The following is an 18798-nucleotide window of genomic DNA, read 5'->3' on the forward strand; positions in this document are numbered from 1 at the left end:
CCTCAGTAGCGATCGAGCCGGCGGTGATCGCGGGCGATCTCGGCGATGACGGCGTCGGACACCGCGAAATGGGTGGTCATGGCGATGCGCGCCGCGGCGGGGTCGCGGGCCTTGATCGCATCGACGATGGCCTGATGACGGGCGACCGTCGCGGTGGGATCGCGCAGGTCGCGCTGCATGCCGAGCGCGCGCTGGGTGAACTTGATGGTGTCGACGAGCGCGCTGACCAGATGCTCCAGCAGCGCGTTGCCGGAGCAGCGCGCCAGCGCGACATGGAAGGCGAGGTCGCCCTGCAGCCAGCGCTCGAAATCGCCGTCGATATTGGCGCGCATCTTCTCCAGCGCGACCTCGACCGGTTCGAGCTGGAGCGGCGTCGCGCGCTCGGCGGCAAGCGCCGCGACCTCGACCTCGATGGCGCGCCTGAGCTCGACTGCTTCGCGCAGGCCATTGTCGGTGACACGCACGGCCAGGCGCAGGAACTGGTCGAGCGGCGCGACCGAAAGCCCCTTGATCGTGGTCGGCTTGCCCTGCTGGATCTGGACGATGCCGAGCGCCGAGAGGCGCCCGAGCGCCTCGCGCACCACCGGCTTCGAGACGTTGAGCCGCTTGGCGAGTTCGGATTCCGACGGCAACTGGTCGCCCGGGCGATAGACGCGCTCGGCGACGCGGTCGATGACGAACTGCGTCACCGCCTCGGTCAGGCGCTGCTTGTCAGGTTGAAGGGCGGCGATCTCACTCATAACATATCAGATAGGCTTGCTTGGCGATGCCGTCAACAGGGATGCGCAGGCTGCTGAGACTGCTCTGGATAGATGCCGCCTGCCTATTGTGCGCTGCGATGGGGCTATCGTTGCCTGCCGTTAGAGCTGGCTCTGCATTGGTCGCGCAAAAAGCGTTTGCCTATCTCATAACATATCTGATAGGTGACTTCTCCGTTGGCGCCGGACCAAGAGCGCCTTGGGAGGAGTCACGCCAATGGCCCTGATTTCACGTCGCGGTCTCTTGCTCGGCGCGTCCGGCGCGGGTCTCATCGCCGGGCTGCCGGGCCTTGCCTTCGCGCAAGGGGGGCCGGTGCGTGGCGGTACCATCGTCGCCTCGATGGACCTGCAGCCGAAGAGCCTCGACCCGATCATGGGCGATGCGCCGACCTCGGATCGCTACGCCCTGATCCAGATGTTCGAAGGGCTGCTGAAGTTCGACGTGCAGGGCAATCTCCAGCCTTCGCTGGCGACGAGCTGGCAATGGTCGGAGGACAAGAAATCCGTCATCTTCAAGCTGCGCGAGGGCGTCGTCTTCCATGATGGCGAACCCTTCGATGCCGAGGCGGTGGTCTTCAACATTTCACGCGTCGTGGCGCCGAACTCGACCGCGCCGCGCAGCCCCGATCTCGCCGATATCGCCGGCGCCGAGGTGGCCGGGCCGATGGCGGTCAAGATCAACCTGAAGCAGCCCTCCGGCGCGGCTCTGGCCTCGCTCGCCGTGGAAGCCGGGATGATGTGCTCGCCGGCGGCGCTGAAGAAGCTCGGCCAGGATTTCGGCCGCCAGCCGGTGGGGACCGGGCCCTACAAATTCGCGGAATGGGTCGGCGGCAGCCAGATCCGCTTCATCCGCAACGAGCGCTATTGGCGTGATGGCGCCGACGGCAAGAAGCTGCCCTATGCTGACGCCGTGACGCTGCGGATCATCCCGACAACGGCGGTCAAGATGGTCGAGGTCAAGTCGGGCGGGGTGCATCTCGTCGACGGCGTCACGCCGCGCGATTTCGAGGAGGTCGAGAAGAACCCGGCGTTGACGCTGGTCGCGGTTCCGCCCGGCATCGCGCAATGGCTGACCTTCAACGTCTCCAAGGGCGTCTTCGCCAATCCGCATCTGCGCGCCGCCGTCAACCATGGCATCGACCGCAACGTCTTGATGAAGGGCATCACCCGGGGCTTTGGCGCGGTGACGCCGACCTGGGTGCCGCCTAGCGACTGGTCCTATGATGCGAGCGTGCCGCAGCCGAAGCTCGATCCGGCCAAGGTCCAGGCCCTGCTCAAGGAGGGCGGCCAGCCGAACGGCTTCACCTGCAAGCTCTCGATCATCCAGCGCGATCCCGACACGCAGGTCGCGCAGATCGTCCAGGCCCAGCTCAAGCCGTTCAAGATCAACATGGAGATCGAGATCCTGGAGCGGCAGGCCTGGGTGCCGAAAGTGCTCGGCCTGCAGCACGAACTGGCGATGGGGCGCGTCAATGTCCCGCGCGCCGACCCCGACCATGTCTTCGGCCCGTTCTTCGGGCGCACGGCAGCGCAGAACTGGTCGGGAATCAAGGACGAGGAGGTCTTCCGCCTGGTCGACCAGGGCCGCGAGGAAACCGAGCAGGCCAAGCGCAAGGCGATCTACAAGGAGCTCCAGACCGCGCTGAACAAGAACGACTACTATTCCTGGCTGTTCTTCCGCGAGGCCCGCCATGTCGCCCGCAAGGAACTCCAGAACATCGTGCTCGACTCCGGCGGCGCCTGGCAGCTCGCGGAAGCCTGGATCGCCAAGGCCTGATGCAGCCCGTCACGATCCTTGTTCTTTCGGCCGGGGTACCCGCGGCGACGGTCGCGGCGCTGGCGGAGCGCTTCGACGTGCTCGGGCCCGGGAGCCCCGACGAGATCGAGGCACTCGTTTCCGCGCACGGCGCCCGGATCCGCGGCATCGCCACGACGGGCAAGGCGCGGCTGGATCGCGCTTTGCTCGCCAGACTGCCGGCGCTTGATCTCGTCGCCTGCTACAGCGCCGGGCTGGACAAGATCGACACGGATGCTCTCGCCGAGCGCGGCATTCCTCTCACCAACAGCTCGGCCGCGCTTGCCGACGAGGTCGCCGATCTCGCGATCGCGCTGATGATCATGGCGCGCCGCCGGCTGGTTGCGGCAGAGGCCCATGTCCGCAGCGGTGCCTGGGCCGAAGCTGCCTTTCCGCTCGGGCGCTCGCTGACGGGACTGCGCATCGGCCTGCTCGGCCTTGGCCATATCGGCAGCGCCATCGCCCACCGCGCCAAGGCGATGGGCATGCAGCCGCGCCACTGTACACGCCGGCCTGTCGCCGGTTGTGCCTATCCCCACCATGCCGATGCGCGGGCGCTCGCCGCCGACAGCGACGTCTTCGTCATCGCCTGCCCGGGCGGGCCGGCCAATCGCGGACTGGTCGACCGCAACGTCATCGCGGCCCTGGGCTCCGACGCGACGCTGGTCAACATCGCGCGCGGCGAGGTCGTCGACGAGCCGGCTCTCATCGACGCGCTGGCGTCGGGACGGCTTGGCAGTGCCGGGCTCGACGTGTTCGCCGACGAGCCGAATGTCCCGCTGGCCTTGCGGCAGCTGGATAATGTCGTGCTGGCCCCGCATCTCGGCAGCGCGACCATCGAGACCCGGCATGCCATGGGCGAGAGCGTCGTCCGATCTCTGGAGCGGCTGCTGAAACCGGGGTGAAAAAACGGATGGTCTTGGCCGGCTTCTCCGACCGATTATCGCTCTCAGCGGCAGTGTCCGCTTGCAGGCGATCTGTCGATGTCCGCTTTGGCGCTCTGTTGCCTTGAGACTGCCACCGGGCTCCGACCTGGGAGAGAAACAAGCGTCGGCAAATTTGCCCGGCAGACCTGCATCACAGCATCTTGCCGCCACCGCCACCGTCGCCAGCGATTGTCCCCGCTCCGCCAGTGCCTCCGGCGATCTCGTGGATCAGGACAGTGCCGGCGATACCGCGCCGCCGTTCCTTCGGCACGGTGGATTTGAGAGGTTCAAAGACAGTGAGAGATAGCGGAGGCAGATTACTCGTCCGCCTCTGCTGGCTTGCGGCGCTTCAGCAGGCCGAGGATGCGTTGCGCTGCCTTCAGCGCAAGGGGCGAAGCCTTGATCCGCCGCTTCAGCGCGCGCTTGGCTCGACTGTAGCCTGCATAGGCCCGCCCCCTGGCCGTCAGCGGGACGAAGGTGTCGACGAGTTCGTCGCTGTCGTCGCAGATCGTCGTCTTGTAGCGGGCCTCGCCGACGCCGAGGTCGAACATGGTAACGCCCGCCTGGCATTTGCGCTTGATCAGCTCGATCAGGAGGATCTCGCCGGGACTGGTCCGCGCCGCCTCCGAGCCGAGATCGAAGGAGGTCGCCATGCCGGAGAAGCGCTTTCCCTGCACGGCGCCGACATAGGTCGCGACCGAACGGCCGGCGAGATCGAGCGAATAGAGCTCGATTGCCGGCGAGCGGCCGGCCTGCGCCAGCGCTCCTTCACGCAGGAAGGCGCGGATCGCCGGAGTGGCGAACGGGTCGGGCAGGCCCAGCTGCGCGAAGCGGGCCGCCTTCTGCGCCAGGAACGCGTCGAGCACGCGCTCGATCTCGGCGGCGCTGTGAGCCCGCACCAGTTCCGATGGCCCGAACTCGGCGAAACGATTGCGCTTCGTCGTCATCTTCTTGCGGGCATGCTTGCTCATCGAGCGCCGGAGCGTGCCGTCGCAATCGCCCGGTTCGAGCGCCAGCTTGTAGGCGCGGCTCGGGCTTTGCCCTGCGGCGAGCCTGGCCGGCGGATTGGCGATGCCTTGCCAGGCGGTCGGCTGGTTGATCAGGAACAGCGCGTCGATCCCGCCGATCGCCGCGCCGATCTCCTTGAGCAGCTGCTGGGCTGCCGTTGCATCGAGCGCTGCGGCGAAGTCCGGCCGATAGAGCGCCATATGATAATTGGCGTGCTTGCCGCCGATGAACTCGGCGAAGCGCGTGCCAAGGCGCTTGGTGACCACCAGCGGGAACAGTGCGAGCAGGGCGCCCTGGCTGTCCTCGACCCGGACGAAGCGGAAATCCATGCCCTCGGCCCGCCCGATCGTCGTGGCGAAGGGCCGGACCCAGTCATAGGCCTGATAGGGCGTCACCAGCGCATCGGCTTCCAGCGCGCGCCAATCGGCTTCGAGAGCGGCAAGGTCGCTGCCTGCAATGACCCTGGCCCAGGGGCACGCCTCCGCCTCACGCCGCAAGGCAGGCGTGGTGGGCGGGCTGGACGCGCGGTCGGCGACGACGGACATGCCGTCTTCCTTAACCCCGCATTGTGAACGGACCTGCCACTGTCGCACACGTTGCAAGACAGCTTCGCCGAACAGCGTTAGCGAAGGGTTGAATCGATCTCTCGGAGACGCCGGGCATGAGCCTGCGCCACAAGGCATTTTCGGCCGCGTTCACGGCCATCGCGGCGACCGGCGCCGATCGCTGGGGCAGGGCGCTCGCCCAGGGCAAGGGCGCGATCCTGACGCTGCACCATGTCCGCCCCACGACATCGGGCGGCTTCCGTCCGAACGGGCTGCTCGAGATCACACCCGGCTTCCTCGATCGGGCACTGACCCTGATCCGGGCTGAAGGCTACGACATCGTCTCGCTCGACGAGGCGCTGGTTCGGCTGGCCGATCCGAAACCCGGCCGCTTCTTCGTCGCGCTCACCTTCGACGACGGCTATCGCGACAATCTCGACCATGCCTGGCCGGTGCTGGCGAAGCACCAGGCGCCCTGGACGCTCTATGTCGTACGCGGCTTCGCCGAGCACACCGCCCGGCTCTGGTGGCTGGAGCTGGAGGAGGCGATCCGGGCGCTGCCGCGCATTTCGGTCGAGCTTACCGATGGCCGCTTCGACGCGCGCGCTGGAACCGAGGCGGAAAAGCAAAGGGCATTCGATCAGCTCTACTGGCGTCTGCGCAAAGAGCCGGAAGCGATTCTGCTCTCTGCGATTTCCGATCTCGGCCGGCAAGCCGGCATTGACCCCGTCGCTTTGGTCGAGCGCGAATGCCTGCCGACGGAGACGCTGCGCTCGCTTGCCGGTGCTCCTGGCGTGACCATCGGTGCGCATACGCTGAGCCATCCGATGCTGGCCAAGCATCCCGAAGAGGTTGCGCGCCGCGAGGTCGCCCAGAGCAAGGCCTGGCTGGAGGAAGCGCTCGGCGCGCCCGTCCGCCACTTCGCCTACCCGGTCGGCGATCCGACCTCCGCCGGGCCGCGCGAGTTTGCCTTGGCGAAGGAAGTGGAGTTCGTGAGTGCCGTGACGACCCGGCCCGGGCATCTCTTCGCCGAGCACATCGAGCATCCGCATGCGCTGCCGCGCGTCTCGCTCAACGGCCTGCACCAGAGCGAGGCCGCGCTGAGGGCGCTGCTGTCGGGACTGCCGTTTCTGCTCTGGAATCGCGGCAGGAAGGTCAGCGTCAGCTAATCGTCCGCGGGAAGATCAGCGGATCGGTGGGGCGTAGTGCAAGCCGCCCTGCTTCCAGGAGGCATTCAGGCCGCGCTCGATCTTCAAGGGGCTGTCCTTGCCGATATTGCGGTCGAAGACCTCGTTATAGGCGCCGACCTTGCGGATGATGTTCAGCGCCCAGTCCTTGGACAGCCCGAGCGACTCGCCGATTGCGCCTTCGCGGCCGAGCAGGCGGAGGACGTTCGGGTCCTTCGTCGAGGCCGCGGCCTGCTCGACCGTGCTCGACGTCAGCCCGAATTCCTCGGCCGCATGCATCGCATAGGCCGACCATCTGACGATGTTGTACCAGGGGTCGTCGCCCTGCCGGACCGCGGCGCCGAGCGGCTCCTTGGACAACGTGTCGGGCAGCACGGTGTGCTTCTGCGGCTCGGTCAGCTTCGAGCGGAAGGCGTAGAGCACCGAGCGGTCGGAGCTGAAGGCGTCGCAGCGGCCTGATTGATAGCCCTGCAGCGCCTCTTCCTGCGAAGCGAAGGCGACGATCTCGTTCTTCAGATTGTTCGAACGGAAGAAGTCGGTGAGGTTGAGCTCGGTGGTCGAGCCCTGATTGGTGCAGAGCGTCGCGCCGTTCAATTCCTTGCCGGATTTGACCTCGCCCGAGCGGACCATGATCCCCTGGCCGTCATAATAGGTCACGGCGGCGAACAGGATGCCGTTCGTGGTCTCACGCCCCATCGTCCAGGTTGTCGTATTGAACAGGATGTCGACCTCGCCGGACTGGAGTGCGGTGAAACGGGCCGCAGCCGGCAGCGGTACGATCATGACCTTCTCGGGGTCGCCGAACACCGCCGTTGCGACGGCGCGGCAAAAGTCGACGTCGAGGCCGCGATGGCGGCCGCTCGCGTCGGCGATGGAGAAGCCGGGCGTGCCCATGGTCGAGCTGCATTTCAGGACGCCGCGCTGTCTCACAGTGTCCAGGGTGCCGGCCTCAGCCAGCCCTCCGCCGAGTGCAAGGCCAAGAGAACCCAGCTGCAGCAATCTTTTCATGGCCCCATCCCCGTCTTGCCCGCGGCATGCATCGCGCCGCCGGGCGTTTTCGAACGCGGCGAAACGGTATTGCGGTGGCTGCGAGAAAAGCGCTCTAAAAGCCTGGGTCTGCTGCAAGTTTCTTGAGTTCGGCGCGGCGGAAACGCAGGAAACGACAAAACCGCTCGAAAAGGGCCGTTATCGGCCTCGGGGCGTATGACGATGTCGTCGGGAGGCTCACGGATCGCTGGGCAGCTTCGATGGGCCCGGGGCGGAGGGGCGGTCAGGCCTCGTCCTTGCGCTCCATCCATTTGATCAGCGGTAGCAGCGGCAGCACCCAGATCAGTCCGAGCACGACATAGGCGACAGTCTGCACCGGCTTCGAGGCTTCGGTGATCCGCCCCTGCGCCAGTGCCATCGCGACGAGCGCGTAGACGCAGACGAAGACGATCATCACGACCGTGCCGACGAGCTTGCGATGGGTCTGCCTCATGGCGATCACGGTCCAGGCTGCGGCATTGCGGGCGTTGTTCAGGTCTCAAGGGCGGACTATCTGTCACCCGCCGCCGCGCTTGTGAAGCGTATTCAAGCCTTCTCCCTGCGACCCGAGGTCCCGCTGCCGTGACGATCGCGCTCGATCAGCCTGCCGTTCCGGCTGCGACCGGCCATGCCGGCATCCGCCGCTGGCTCTGGGCCGTCGCCTTCCTCGTTTTCGTTATGGTCGTGGTCGGTGGCGCGACGCGATTGACCGGCTCCGGCCTCTCGATCACCGAATGGCGCCCCGTCACCGGCGCGATCCCCCCGCTCTCCGATGCAGCCTGGGCGCTCGAATTCGAGAAGTACCGGCTGAGCCCGCAATTCCAGCTCCTCAATTCGGGCATGGAGCTCGCCGATTTCAAGTTCATCTATTGGTGGGAATGGGGCCACCGCCAGCTCGGCCGCTTCATCGGCCTGCTTTATCTCGTCGGCTTTTTCGTCGTGCTGCTGCGGCGCTCGATGCCGTGGCGCGAAACTGCGATCCTGTTCGGGATGGGCCTGTTGCTCGGCCTGCAGGGCACGATCGGCTGGATCATGGTCGCCTCGGGCTTGCAGCCCGGCATGATCGCCGTCGCTCCGGTCAAGCTGACGCTGCATTTGACCTTCGCCGGTCTCTTCTTCGCCAGCGTGATCGCCTTTGCGACCTGGCTGACGCCACTGCGCCGGATCGAGCCGGCACGGGGCAGGGCGGCAGCATGGTTCCTGCTCCTCTTGCTCTTCGTGCAGATCGCGCTCGGCGGGCTTGTCGCCGGCTCCAAGGCCGGCTTTACCTTCAACACCTGGCCGCTGATGGACGGGGCGCTGGCGCCCTCCGCCTCGACGCTCTTCGCCGGCACGCCGGTCTGGGAGAACTTCGTCGACAACGTCGCGCTCGTGCAGTTCAACCATCGCCTTGGCGCCTACATCCTGTTCGCCTTCGCGCTCTGGCAGATGTTCAGCCTGCGCCGCACCGCGCCGAGTTCAGGCGCCGCCAAGCGCGCCGCCGCCATCGCCGGGCTGGTGCTGGCGCAGTCTGCGCTCGGCATCGTGACGCTGCTGCTGGTGGTGCCGCTCTGGGCCGGCCTCGCCCACCAGGCGCTCGGCTTCACCGTGCTGGCGATGGGTGTGGTGCATCTGACGCGCACGCAGCAGGGAGAGAGGCATGCGGCCTGACGGCTGTCTGTTCTGCGCGATCGCGGCTGGCAAGGTCCCATCGCATCGCGTCGCCGAAACCGAGAATCTTGTCGCCTTCCTCGACATCGCCCCGGTGCGGCCCGGCCATGTCCAGATCGTGCCGCGCGCGCATCATCCCTATTTCGAGGAGCTGCCGGCGGAGCTGGCGGCCGAAATCATCCAGCTCGGCCAGCGCCTGGCGAAGGCCTTGAAGCGAATCTACGGCGTGCCGAAGGTCGCCTTCATGTTCACCGGCAACGACATCGCCCATGCGCACGCCCATCTCATCCCGATGGTGCGTTCCGACGATGTGACCTCCCGGCGCTATATCGCCGAGGAGGTCGTGACCTATCGCGACTGTCCGCGCCCGCCCGCGGATGAGCAACAGGCGACCGCCCGTCGCATCCGCGAGGAGTTCGATCAGGCCAGCGCCTGATCGAGATCGGCGATCAGGTCCTCGACATCCTCGATGCCGATCGACAGGCGCACCACCTCGGGGCCGGCGCCGGACGCGGTCTTCTGTGCGTCCGAGAGCTGGCGATGCGTGGTCGAGGCCGGGTGGATCACCAGCGAGCGCGTGTCGCCGATATTGGCGAGGTGCGAGAACAGCTTGAGGTTCGTGACCAGCTGCACGCCGGCGTCGTAGCCGCCCTTGAGGCCGAAGGTGAAGACCGCGCCGGCGCCCTTGGGGCAATAGCGCTGGGCGAGCGCGTGGTACTTGTTGTCCGGCAAGCCGGCATAGTTCACCCACTCGACAGCCGGGTGCTTGGCAAGATGGGTCGCCACCTTCACCGTGTTCTCGCAATGGCGCTGCATGCGCAGCGGCAGCGTCTCGATGCCGGTCAGAATCATGAAGGCGTTGAAGGGCGAGAGCGCCGGGCCCATGTCACGCAGGCCGAGCACGCGGGTCGCAATCGCGAAGGCGAAGTTGCCGAAGGTCTCGCCCAGCACCATGCCGTTATATTCCGGCCGCGGCTTGGACAGCATCGGGTAGCGCTCGTCGCCGACCCAGTTGAACGAACCGCCGTCGACGATCAGGCCGCCGATCGAGTTGCCATGGCCGCCGAGGAACTTGGTCGCCGAATGCACGACGATGTCGGCACCGTGCTCGAAGGGTCGGATCAGGTAGGGGCTGGCCATCGTGTTGTCGACGATCAGCGGGATGTTGTGCTTCTTGGCGATCTTCGAGATGCCCTCGATGTCGACGATGACGCCGCCCGGATTGGCGATCGACTCGATGAAGATCGCCTTGGTCTTCGGCGTCACCGCCGCGGCGAAGGCGTCGAGATCGTCGCTGTCGGCCCAGATCACGTTCCAGCCGAAATTCTTGTAGGAATGGTTGAACTGGTTGATCGAGCCGCCATAGAGCTTCTTGGCGGCGACGAATTCGTCGCCCGGTTGCAGCAGCGCGTGGAAGCACAGGAATTCGGCGGCATGGCCCGAGGCCACGGCGAGCGCAGCCGTGCCGCCCTCCAGCGCGGCGACGCGCTCTTCCAGCACCGCGTTCGTCGGGTTGCCGATGCGGGTGTAGATGTTGCCGAAGGCCTGCAGCCCGAACAGCGAGGCGGCGTGGTCGACATCGTCGAACACGAAGCTGGTCGTCTGGTAGATCGGCGTGGCGCGCGCGCCGGTGGCTGCGTCGGGAGCGGCGCCGGCATGGACGGCGAGCGTATGGAAACCCGGTGCGCGGTCGGTCATGGCGTGCTCCCTCGGAAACTCTGATTTCGGACGACTTGTTCGATTTAACGAACGCCTTGCGAGGCGTCAATTCAGCGTCGTGGCCGCAGCTCGGGCCCGACATGCTCCGGGCGGACACCCATCCCGACCATGCGCGCGGGCAGGCGGCGCAGCAGCGGAAAGCGTTGCAGCAGCCTGAGCGGCCAGGGCGGCGCGATCGGCTTGTCCGCCGCGAGCAGTGGCGTGATCACCCGGTTCTGGATCGCGATCTGGGCGGCCTGCGTGACCCTGGCCGGCCATTCGCGGCGCGTCTGCACGGCGGCGAGGTCGGTATCCGCCAGTGTTCTCTCGCGCAGCGGCCTGGCCAGCAGATTGGCGGCTGCGACTGCATCCTGGACCGCGAGGTTGATGCCGACGCCGCCGATCGGCGACATGGCGTGTGCGGCATCGCCGATGCAGATCAGCCCCGGCCGCCACCAGCGCTCCAGCCGATCGACCGCGACCGAGAGCAGCTTGATGTCGTCCCAGGAGGCGAGTTCGCCGGTCCGATCGGCCAGCTCCGGCGCGAGCGTGAGGAGCCCGGCCTTGAAAGCACCGAGCCCGGCGGCCTGCAGGCGCTCCAGCGAGCCCTTCGGGATGATGAAGGCGCATTGCCAATAGTCGCCGCGGTTGAGCCGGATGAAGAAGCGCCCGGCCGCGACCTGGCCGAAGGCCTGCGCCGGCTCGTCTGGTTGGCGGCTGAAGCGAAACCAGAGCACGTCCATGGGCGCCCCCAGTTCCGTGACGGTGAACCTTGCGGCGTCGCGCACGTCGGAACGCCGCCCGTCCGCCGCGACGACGAGATCGGCGCGAATCTCCAGCGGGCCGTCGGGGCCATCCGCCTGCAGGCCCGCGACGCGTCCGTTTTCCTGGACGAGTCCGGTCGCCTTCGTCTGCATCAGCAGCCGGAACTTCGGATACTCCCGGCCGTGATCGGCGAGGAAGTCGAGGAAATCCCATTGCGGCATGAAGGCGATGAACGGCGCCTTGACCGGCAAATGACTGAAATCGGCGACGGTGATGTCTTCACTGCCGAAGCGGGCGACGAGATCGTCCTCCCGGACATGCGGTAGCTTCAAGAACTCGTCGAGCAGGCCGAGCTCGTGCATCACCTGCATGGTCGAGGGATGGATGGTGTCGCCGCGAAAGTCGCGCAGGAAGTCGGCGTGCTTCTCCAGCACGATCACCTCGACACCGGCGCGCGCCAAAAGGAAGCCGAGGATCATCCCGGCCGGTCCGCCGCCGGCGATGCAGCAGGTGGTGCTCTCCCGGCGCATGCGCTTTCCTCCGCTTATTCGGTCAGCCTGATCCCGGTCTTCGCCACCAGCTCGGTCAGGATGGCGCGGTCGCGGGCCATGAAGGCGCCGGTCTCCTGCGGGCTCCAGGCGACGGGCTCGATCACCAGCTCGCGGTAGCGCGCGACCAGCTCGGCGTCGGCCATCGCCGTGTTGATCGCAGTGTTGAGGATGTGCAGCGTGTCCGGCGCGATGCCGGCCGGCGCGACGATCGAGGCCCAGCCGGGATAGATCAGGTCGACGCCCTGTTCCCTGAGCGTCGGCAGCTCGGGCAGTTGCGGCTGGCGCGCATCGGTGGTGACCGCGAGTGCCTTCAGCTTGCCGCCCTGGATATTGCCGAGGCTGGCGGCGAGGCTGTCGATCATCACCTGGACCTGGCCCGACATCAGGTCGGCCGCGGCGAGCCCGGCGCCGCGATAGGGCACATGCGCCAGCTTGAGGCCGGCTGCCTGCATGATCATCTCGAAGACGAGGTGGTTGGTGCCGCCAACCCCGGCCGAGGCGAAATTGAGCTGGCCCGGCCGCTGCCTGGCATAGGCAATGAACTCGGCGAGCGAGTTGACCGGCAGCGTTGGCGAGGCGTTCAGCACCAGCGGGAACAGGCCGAGCATGCCGACCGGCGCGAAATCATAGGCGACGTCATAGGGCAGCTTCTGGCCGAGCGCCGGGGCGGCGGCGAAGCTCGCTGCGGTGGCGATGAGAAGCATATGACCATCGGCCGGCGCCTTCACCACCGCCTGCCCGGCGACGATGCCGTTGGCGCCCGGCCGGTTGTCGATGATCACTGACTGGCCGAGCTGTCGCGCCAGCGTCTCGCCGAGCCGGCGCGCCGCGATGTCGGTGCCACCAGCCGGCGCGAAGGGCACGACGAACTGGATCGGCCGTTCCGGAAAGGCGGCGCGGGCGCCCCCAGCTGCGAGCGTACTTGCAAGCCCGGCGAGCAGGATAGTGCGGCGATCAGGCAGGGGCATCGGCCTTCTCCGGGACTGCTGGCAGCCGGCAGCTTAGGGCGAGATCGCTCCGAGCTGAATGCGACGGAACGCAGAAATCATGAGCGATTGCCCCCCGTCTCGACACGAAGCGGTGCCGGCCTGAACTTGACGCGGTTGACGACCACCGAGCTCGCAATGCTGTCGACATGCGGATTGCGGTAAAGCGCGCCTTCGAGGAAGCGTTCATACTCCGCCACATCCGCCACCTGGATGATGATCACGAAGTCCGATGGCCCGGTGACGAGATAGCATTGCGTCACCTCCGGACGATCGAGCATCGCGCGCTTGAAGCCCTGCACGACATCGGAGGTTCCGCGAACGAGCTTGACCTGCGCGATCACGGTCGTCTGCGGGCCGAAGGCCTCCGGATTGATAAGGCTGACATCGCCCTCGATCACCTTGGCATCACGCAGGCGGCGGACGCGTCGCAGGCAGACCGGAGGCGACACGCCGACCCGGCGCGCCAGTTCGAGATTGGTCAGGCGATTATCGTCCTGGAGCGTCGCCAGGATGCGCCGGTCGATGCGATCGAGTTCGATCAAGCCGCCATGCCTCCCGCAGCTTTCCAATCCGGCAAGACGGCTAGCAACAATCGAAAGGATTGGAAACCGCGCGCCGCTGAATGCGCCAATCCGGACGGAAAGGCGCGCCTAGGCTGCTTCCACGCCGGGCCGTGATAGCCGGTGCCGGGAGCCGCGATAATGAAGCATGTCGGAATTCTCGCCCACAGCGCCGAAGGCTCGGCACTGTGTTACCTCTCGCTCTGCCACGACGGCATCCGCCGGCTCGGGCCGCATCGGCACCCGGATGTCACGCTCGACGTTATCAGTATGGGCGCGAGCATGGAGGACTGGGCACGCGGCGACCATGCCGCCATCCGCGCCCGCCTGGCACAATCGGCGCAGCGGCTTGCGGCTGCGGGCTGCGATTTCTTCATCTGCCCGGACAACACCGCGCATCTCGCGCTCGAAGCCGAGGGCGAGCCGCTGGCGTTGCCGGGGCTGCATATCGCCGAGGTGGTGGCCAGGCGGGCGCGCCAGCGCGGTTTCAGGACGGTCGGCGTGCTCGGAACGCGCTGGCTGATGGAGAGCACGCTCTATCCGCGCGCCTTCGACAGCCATGGTCTCGACCATCGCCTGCCTTCCGCGGACGACCGCGCTCTGATCGATCGGGCGATCTTCGAGGAGTTGTGCAACGGTGTCTTCAGCGCGCCGACGCGGGCCGAGTTCGTCCGGATCATCGCCGACCTCGCGGCGCGCGGCTGCGATGCCGTCGTGCTCGGCTGCACCGAGATCCCGCTGCTGATCGCCCCCGAAATGTCGCCGCTGCCGACGCTGAATTCGACGGTGCTTCTGGCCGAGGCGGCGCTCGATTTGGCGCTGGGGCGTGCTCCGGCGCCGGATTGGCGCGGCTCAGCGTGCCTTACGTCCCGGGCCGATTGATCGTCAGCTTCTGGAAGCCCTTGCCGGCCAGCACCGGCTTCTTCGCCGAGAGGATGCGCGAATTAATGCCCTGCCAGCCGATCTCGCCGGAGAGCCGGCCATATTCGATCTTCGGGCAACGGTTCATGATCACGGTGAGGCCCTTGGCCTCGGCCCTGGCTGCGGCCTCGTCATTGCGCACCGAGAGCTGCATCCAGATCACCTTGGGCAGCGGGTCTAGGCCGAGCGCTTCGTCGGTGATCGGTCCGGCTGCCTCCGAGTTGCGGAAGATCTCGACCATGTCGACCGGCCGGGGGATGTCCTTCAGCGAGCCGTAGACCGTCTTGCCCAGCAGCGTCTGCCCGGCGAGGCCGGGATTGACCGGGATCACGTCATAGTCGCGATCGAGCAGGTATTTGGTGACAATCCAGCTCGGCCGCGCCTCGTTGGCGGAGGCGCCGACCAGCGCGACGGCCTTCACCTCGCGCAGGATGCGTCGAATGAGCGCATCGTCGTAAGCGTCGTGATTCACGGAGTCAAAATCCCAGCGAATTGAACGAATTACCAGCTTTCCCTGAATCAGCGGCAAAGCCGCGCAGATGTCCGGAACATGGCGTTGGCAAGCTGGTTCCCCATCTTCAGGAGTGAGGGGCAAATCCCGCTCTTCATCAGTAAGGAGGGCCTGCCATGTGCGACTACAGTCTGCACCATGTTATGTCGACTCCTGCCAAGGTCGGCGACGTCCTCAAGACCACCGGTTTCCCCGGATCGAGCACCCGCGGGTTCTGCGCGGTTAGTGAGCCTAACGTCGCGGTCTGCGTCATGCCCGGCACGGAGCTGGTGTTCTCGGCCGAGATCGAATGCGACAGGGCGATCGGCTTCCTGCCGCATCGCCGGCTCGGGGAGACGCTGGCGCGCTTCCGCCAGATCGATCTCGACAAGCCCTATGCCCATCACGACGCGATCGAACTGCCGAATGGGCGGATCGAATTGCTGACCAACCTCTCGGTGGGCCAAACTGCGACCGTGCTGCAATTGCCGGCCGACGAGCAGGCGCAGCGGGCCGCTCCAGCCGAAGCCGAACCGGCACCGGCAAGACATGAGCCGATCCTTCTTTTCGGCATCTGACCGGGCGGAAATAGGCGCATAGGCGTCCATCCAGCGGACTCGTCCTGCGACGGGTCCGCCAGTTCAGCTGTGACGCCAGTCCGGCTGGCGCTTCTCCATGAAGGCGCCGATGCCTTCTTCCGCGTCGCGTGCCAGCATGTTCTCGACCATCACCGCCGAGGCGTGGTCATAGGCTGCCTTCAGCCCCATCTCGCGCTGCTCGTAGAAGGCGCGTTTACCGATTTTGACTGTGGCCGCCGATTTCGAGGCGATGATCGCGGCGAGCCGCCTGGCTTCCGCAAGCGCCTCGCCCGCCGGCACGACGCGGTTGACGAGGCCCATGCGGGCAGCTTCCTGCGCCGGCACCATCTCGCCGAGCAGCAGCATCTCCATCGCGTGCTTGGCCGAGAGATTGCGAGAGAGCGCGACCATCGGCGTCGAGCAGAACAGGCCGATATGGACGCCCGGCGTGCAGAAGCGCGCAGCTTCGCCGGCGACGGCAAGGTCGCAAGATGCGACGAGCTGGCAGCCGGCGGCGGTCGCCGTGCCTTCGACCGCAGCGATCACAGGCTGGGGCAGGGCGGTGATCTGCTGCATCGTTGCCGAGCAACGTCCGAGGACGTCGGCGAAATAGACGCGGCCACGGTCGGGATCGGCCCGGCGCGCGCTCATCTCCTTGAGGTCGTGCCCAGCCGAGAAGACCGGGCCGGCCGCTGCCAGCACCACTGCGCGGACGTTTTGATCGGCCGCGATCGCAGCGAGCGTCTCCGACAGGGCGGCGAGCATCGCCTCGCTCAGCGGGTTGCGCGCTTCGGGCCGGTTGAGGGTCAGCGTCGCGATGCCGTCGGCATCCTCGCGCAGCAGGATCTGCGCTTTGGCGTGGGCGTTCATGGCGACAGGCCTTTCGCTGTTTGTCCTATTGTCGGAAGGCGGGGGCCGTGCTGCAAGGGGACTAACGTCCGATCAGACCCCGGTTTTCCGCACGATGACGACCCGCATGAGCGCCGCCGAGATCGAGGCCTATCTCGATCAGGTCTTCCCGCAGCTCCACTATGGCGGGCGCACCTATTTCGTCGAGGAGGTCGGGCCGCTCAGCGCGCGCATGCGCTGCGACTACCATGAGAAGCACCTGCGGCCGGGCGGCACCATCTCCGGCCCGACCATGATGGCGCTGGCCGATCTTGCTCTCTATGTCGCGATCCTCGCCCAGATCGGCCCGGTCGCGCTCGCGGTGACCACGAGCCTCAACTACAATTTCCTGCGCAAGCCGGGGCAGGCGGCGCTGATCGGTGAGGCGAAGCTGCTCAAGCTCGGCAAGCGCCTCGCCATCGGCGAGGTCTGCCTCTATTCGCAAGGCGAGAGCGAAATGGTCTGCCACGCCACGGGCACCTATTCGATCCCGGCAGAGAGATAATTGCGGTATCCTGATACCTCTTCGCGTATCGATCTGAAAACAATGCGTTTTTGTCCGAAGGCGCTCATTATCTCTGCTTGACATCGCTGGGGTAGCCGCCTATCCAGCCCCCACACCGCCGCCGGCCTGCCGGCGGCTTGTCCTTTTTTCAAGCAGCCGAAGGGTGCCGCGATGAAGACCATCTCGCTCAAGCCCGCCGATGTCGAGAAGAAGTGGGTTGTGATCGACGCCTCCGGGCTCGTCGTCGGCCGTCTCGCCTCCCTGGTGGCGATGCGTCTGCGCGGCAAGCACAAGGCCGCCTACACCCCGCATGTCGACTGCGGCGACAACATCATCGTCATCAACGCCGACAAGGTGGTGCTGACCGGTCGCAAGCGCGACCAGAAGATCTACTACCATCACACCGGCTATGCCGGCGGCATCAAGGAGCGCTCCGCCAAGTTCATTCTCGAAGGTCGCTTCCCCGAGCGTATCGTCGAGAAGGCTGTCGAGCGCATGCTGCCGCGTGGCCCGCTCTTCCGCCAGATCCTCGGCAATCTGCGCGTCTACAAGGGCTCTGAGCATCCGCATGCCGCCCAGTCGCCCGAGGCGCTCGACGTCGCGGCGCTCAACCGCAAGAACGCGAGGGTCTGACGATGGCCGAGGTTCTCCAGTCTCTCGAGCAGCTCGGTCAGGTCGCCAAGGGCGTCCAGCCCGAGGCTCCCGTCCACGTCAAGAAGGTCGATGCGCAGGGCCGCGCCTATGCCACTGGCAAGCGCAAGAACGCCATCGCCCGCGTCTGGATCAAGCCGGGTTCCGGCAAGATCACGGTCAACACCCGTGACCAGGAAGTCTACTTCGCCCGTCCGGTGCTGCGCCTGATCCTGCAGCAGCCGCTGATGCTGGTCGATCGCATGACCCAGTACGACGTTATCGTCACGGTCAAGGGCGGCGGCCTCTCCGGCCAGGCCGGCGCGGTCCGTCACGGCATCTCCAAGGCTCTGACCTTCTACGAGCCCGAGCTGCGTGGTCCGCTCAAGAAGGAAGGCTTCCTGACCCGCGACTCGCGCGTGGTCGAGCGCAAGAAGTTCGGCAAGGCCAAGGCCCGCCGCAGCTTCCAGTTCTCGAAGCGCTGATCGGCGCCAGACAGAACATTCGTTCAGAGGGGCGGCAGAAATGCCGCCCCTTTTTGTTTTGACAGGTTGCCGCTGAGGCCTCGACCCCATTGAGATTCGGCAGGGGATGCCCCCTCCAGCGCCGGGCTGTGATCCGGACAATGTCGGCGCCACGACGCGTGGAAACGTCGATCTCACATCCCGCAGGATGTCCTGACCAGGAGTGTGAATGGATCGATCTGGAAATCCTCCTCGAGTGATTCCCCGAAGAGTCTCAGCCACTTCTCCTGCAGTTCGAAAGCTGCGGCCTCGCGCGCTGCGTCGCATTCGAATTTTGCCTGATGCACTTCCTGAAAATGATGAACCAGTTCGTGGACCAGGACAGACAGGTCCGCTGCCGTCGCGCCGCTCCATGTGTCTCTCAGATAGATGGTGTTCTCGCGTGAATCGTAGATCGAGATGATGGTTGGCTGAGCGCGTTGCGTTACGATTTCTGACGCATATTGCTTGAATCGCAGCACGGCGACCTGGTCAGCTCGTTTGAAGACGAGCCTCGGCAAGGAGGCGGGGACCGGCTGCCCCAGCTTCGCGCCGACCCAGATCGCAAGGGCTTCCAGCAGCCGTCCTCCCGGATCGGGTTGCTTCTCACCGATGACGATTTCGAAGCCTGAGCCGAGGCGCAGGCGCTCGATCGTCTCGTCGCGGGCCCGAGCTTCGAGAGGTAAGGATGACACGAGCGCGGCAGCGCCCGCGATCAGACAGCGTCCGACAGCTTTCATGGCAGTCGTCCGGAGCAAATGCCGTCAATTGCGATACTGGCCGTCGGCACCGCCGTGTGTGCTTCACGGGAGGATCGCCTGTTCC

At 66.3% G+C, this 18798-nt stretch carries 21 protein-coding genes; 10 read left to right on the forward strand and 11 right to left on the reverse strand.

What is annotated here, in order from left to right:
* Positions 1-2: 2 nt before the first annotated feature.
* Positions 3-740 (reverse strand): FadR/GntR family transcriptional regulator, encoded by a 738-nt coding sequence (locus GV161_RS21630; protein ID WP_152014232.1) that lies wholly within the window; start codon positions 738-740, stop codon positions 3-5.
* A gap of 235 nt (positions 741-975) precedes the next feature.
* On the opposite strand from GV161_RS21630, the gene GV161_RS21635 reads away from it, so the two are divergent.
* Positions 976-2535, forward strand: a complete 1560-nt coding sequence (locus tag GV161_RS21635) for an ABC transporter substrate-binding protein (protein ID WP_152014233.1) — start codon at positions 976-978, stop codon at positions 2533-2535.
* Positions 2535-3458: a 2-hydroxyacid dehydrogenase gene (locus GV161_RS21640; RefSeq protein ID WP_152014234.1), complete on the forward strand. Its 924-nt coding sequence runs from the start codon at positions 2535-2537 to the stop codon at positions 3456-3458. The genes GV161_RS21635 and GV161_RS21640 overlap by 1 nt, the downstream gene beginning before the upstream one ends.
* 338 nt (positions 3459-3796) lie before the next feature.
* Here GV161_RS21640 and GV161_RS21645 read toward each other — a convergent pair whose 3' ends face one another.
* Complete coding sequence (locus tag GV161_RS21645) at positions 3797-5032, reverse strand: GNAT family N-acetyltransferase (RefSeq protein ID WP_159650349.1); 1236 nt, start codon at positions 5030-5032, stop codon at positions 3797-3799.
* 116 nt (positions 5033-5148) lie between these two features.
* Here GV161_RS21645 and GV161_RS21650 point away from each other — a divergent pair, with 116 nt between their 5' ends.
* Positions 5149-6201 carry a polysaccharide deacetylase family protein gene (locus tag GV161_RS21650; RefSeq protein ID WP_152014236.1) on the forward strand — a complete coding sequence of 351 codons (1053 nt, stop codon included), beginning with the start codon at positions 5149-5151 and terminating at the stop codon, positions 6199-6201.
* A gap of 15 nt (positions 6202-6216) precedes the next feature.
* Here the strand turns inward: GV161_RS21650 and GV161_RS21655 are convergent, their stop codons facing one another.
* The gene (locus GV161_RS21655; protein ID WP_152014237.1) at positions 6217-7227 is read right to left on the reverse strand and encodes an amino acid ABC transporter substrate-binding protein; all 1011 of its coding nucleotides are present in this window, start codon (positions 7225-7227) and stop codon (positions 6217-6219) included.
* 262 nt (positions 7228-7489) lie between these two features.
* On the reverse strand, positions 7490-7699 hold the full coding sequence (locus tag GV161_RS21660; protein ID WP_152014238.1) for a DUF2842 domain-containing protein: 210 nt from the start codon (positions 7697-7699) through the stop codon (positions 7490-7492).
* A 128-nt stretch (positions 7700-7827) separates the two neighbouring features.
* On the opposite strand from GV161_RS21660, the gene GV161_RS21665 reads away from it, so the two are divergent.
* Both GV161_RS21665 and GV161_RS21670 read left to right on the forward strand, forming a co-directional pair.
* On the forward strand, positions 7828-8895 hold the full coding sequence (locus GV161_RS21665) for a COX15/CtaA family protein (RefSeq protein WP_280179041.1): 1068 nt from the start codon (positions 7828-7830) through the stop codon (positions 8893-8895).
* Positions 8885-9331 carry an HIT family protein gene (locus tag GV161_RS21670; protein ID WP_152014239.1) on the forward strand — a complete coding sequence of 149 codons (447 nt, stop codon included), beginning with the start codon at positions 8885-8887 and terminating at the stop codon, positions 9329-9331. The genes GV161_RS21665 and GV161_RS21670 overlap by 11 nt, the downstream gene beginning before the upstream one ends.
* Here the strand turns inward: GV161_RS21670 and GV161_RS21675 are convergent.
* From GV161_RS21675 to GV161_RS21690, 4 genes are all read right to left on the reverse strand, one after another.
* Complete coding sequence (locus GV161_RS21675; RefSeq protein ID WP_152014240.1) at positions 9316-10593, reverse strand: O-acetylhomoserine aminocarboxypropyltransferase; 1278 nt, start codon at positions 10591-10593, stop codon at positions 9316-9318. The genes GV161_RS21670 and GV161_RS21675 overlap by 16 nt on opposite strands.
* A 71-nt stretch (positions 10594-10664) precedes the next feature.
* Complete coding sequence (locus GV161_RS21680) at positions 10665-11888, reverse strand: FAD-dependent oxidoreductase (RefSeq protein ID WP_152014241.1); 1224 nt, start codon at positions 11886-11888, stop codon at positions 10665-10667.
* Positions 11889-11902: 14 nt separating this feature from the next.
* Positions 11903-12877: a tripartite tricarboxylate transporter substrate binding protein gene (locus GV161_RS21685; RefSeq protein ID WP_152014242.1), complete on the reverse strand. Its 975-nt coding sequence runs from the start codon at positions 12875-12877 to the stop codon at positions 11903-11905.
* 77 nt (positions 12878-12954) lie between these two features.
* Positions 12955-13440: an Lrp/AsnC family transcriptional regulator gene (locus GV161_RS21690; protein WP_152014243.1), complete on the reverse strand. Its 486-nt coding sequence runs from the start codon at positions 13438-13440 to the stop codon at positions 12955-12957.
* Positions 13441-13599: 159 nt separating this feature from the next.
* On the opposite strand from GV161_RS21690, the gene GV161_RS21695 reads away from it, so the two are divergent.
* Complete coding sequence (locus GV161_RS21695; RefSeq protein ID WP_152014244.1) at positions 13600-14340, forward strand: amino acid racemase; 741 nt, start codon at positions 13600-13602, stop codon at positions 14338-14340.
* On the opposite strand, the gene GV161_RS21700 is transcribed toward GV161_RS21695, so the two are convergent.
* Positions 14321-14851: a CoA-binding protein gene (locus tag GV161_RS21700; RefSeq protein WP_152014245.1), complete on the reverse strand. Its 531-nt coding sequence runs from the start codon at positions 14849-14851 to the stop codon at positions 14321-14323. The two genes, GV161_RS21695 and GV161_RS21700, sit on opposite strands and share 20 nt — an antisense overlap.
* A 155-nt stretch (positions 14852-15006) precedes the next feature.
* Here GV161_RS21700 and GV161_RS21705 point away from each other — a divergent pair, with 155 nt between their 5' ends.
* Positions 15007-15447, forward strand: coding sequence for a hypothetical protein (locus GV161_RS21705; RefSeq protein WP_152014246.1), 441 nt, complete (start codon positions 15007-15009; stop codon positions 15445-15447).
* A gap of 63 nt (positions 15448-15510) precedes the next feature.
* Here GV161_RS21705 and GV161_RS21710 read toward each other — a convergent pair whose 3' ends face one another.
* Entirely contained in the window at positions 15511-16317 is an 807-nt protein-coding gene (locus tag GV161_RS21710; protein ID WP_152014247.1) for an enoyl-CoA hydratase, read from the reverse strand.
* A 106-nt stretch (positions 16318-16423) separates the two neighbouring features.
* Here GV161_RS21710 and GV161_RS21715 point away from each other — a divergent pair, with 106 nt between their 5' ends.
* The 3 genes from GV161_RS21715 (at position 16424) to rpsI (ending at position 17955) form a co-directional block, all read left to right on the forward strand.
* A complete protein-coding gene (locus tag GV161_RS21715) occupies positions 16424-16840 on the forward strand; it encodes a PaaI family thioesterase (protein WP_152014248.1) in 417 nt (138 codons plus the stop codon).
* 171 nt (positions 16841-17011) lie between these two features.
* Entirely contained in the window at positions 17012-17473 is a 462-nt protein-coding gene (gene rplM / locus GV161_RS21720) for a 50S ribosomal protein L13 (protein ID WP_091829987.1), read from the forward strand.
* 2 nt (positions 17474-17475) lie between these two features.
* Entirely contained in the window at positions 17476-17955 is a 480-nt protein-coding gene (rpsI, locus tag GV161_RS21725) for a 30S ribosomal protein S9 (protein ID WP_091829985.1), read from the forward strand.
* A gap of 173 nt (positions 17956-18128) precedes the next feature.
* Here the strand turns inward: rpsI and GV161_RS21730 are convergent, their stop codons facing one another.
* Complete coding sequence (locus GV161_RS21730; protein ID WP_152014249.1) at positions 18129-18713, reverse strand: DUF6647 family protein; 585 nt, start codon at positions 18711-18713, stop codon at positions 18129-18131.
* Positions 18714-18798: the final 85 nt, after the last annotated feature.

Origin of the sequence: Bosea sp. 29B (assembly GCF_902506165.1) — a bacterium.
Taxonomy (GTDB): Bacteria; Pseudomonadota; Alphaproteobacteria; order Rhizobiales; family Beijerinckiaceae; genus Allobosea.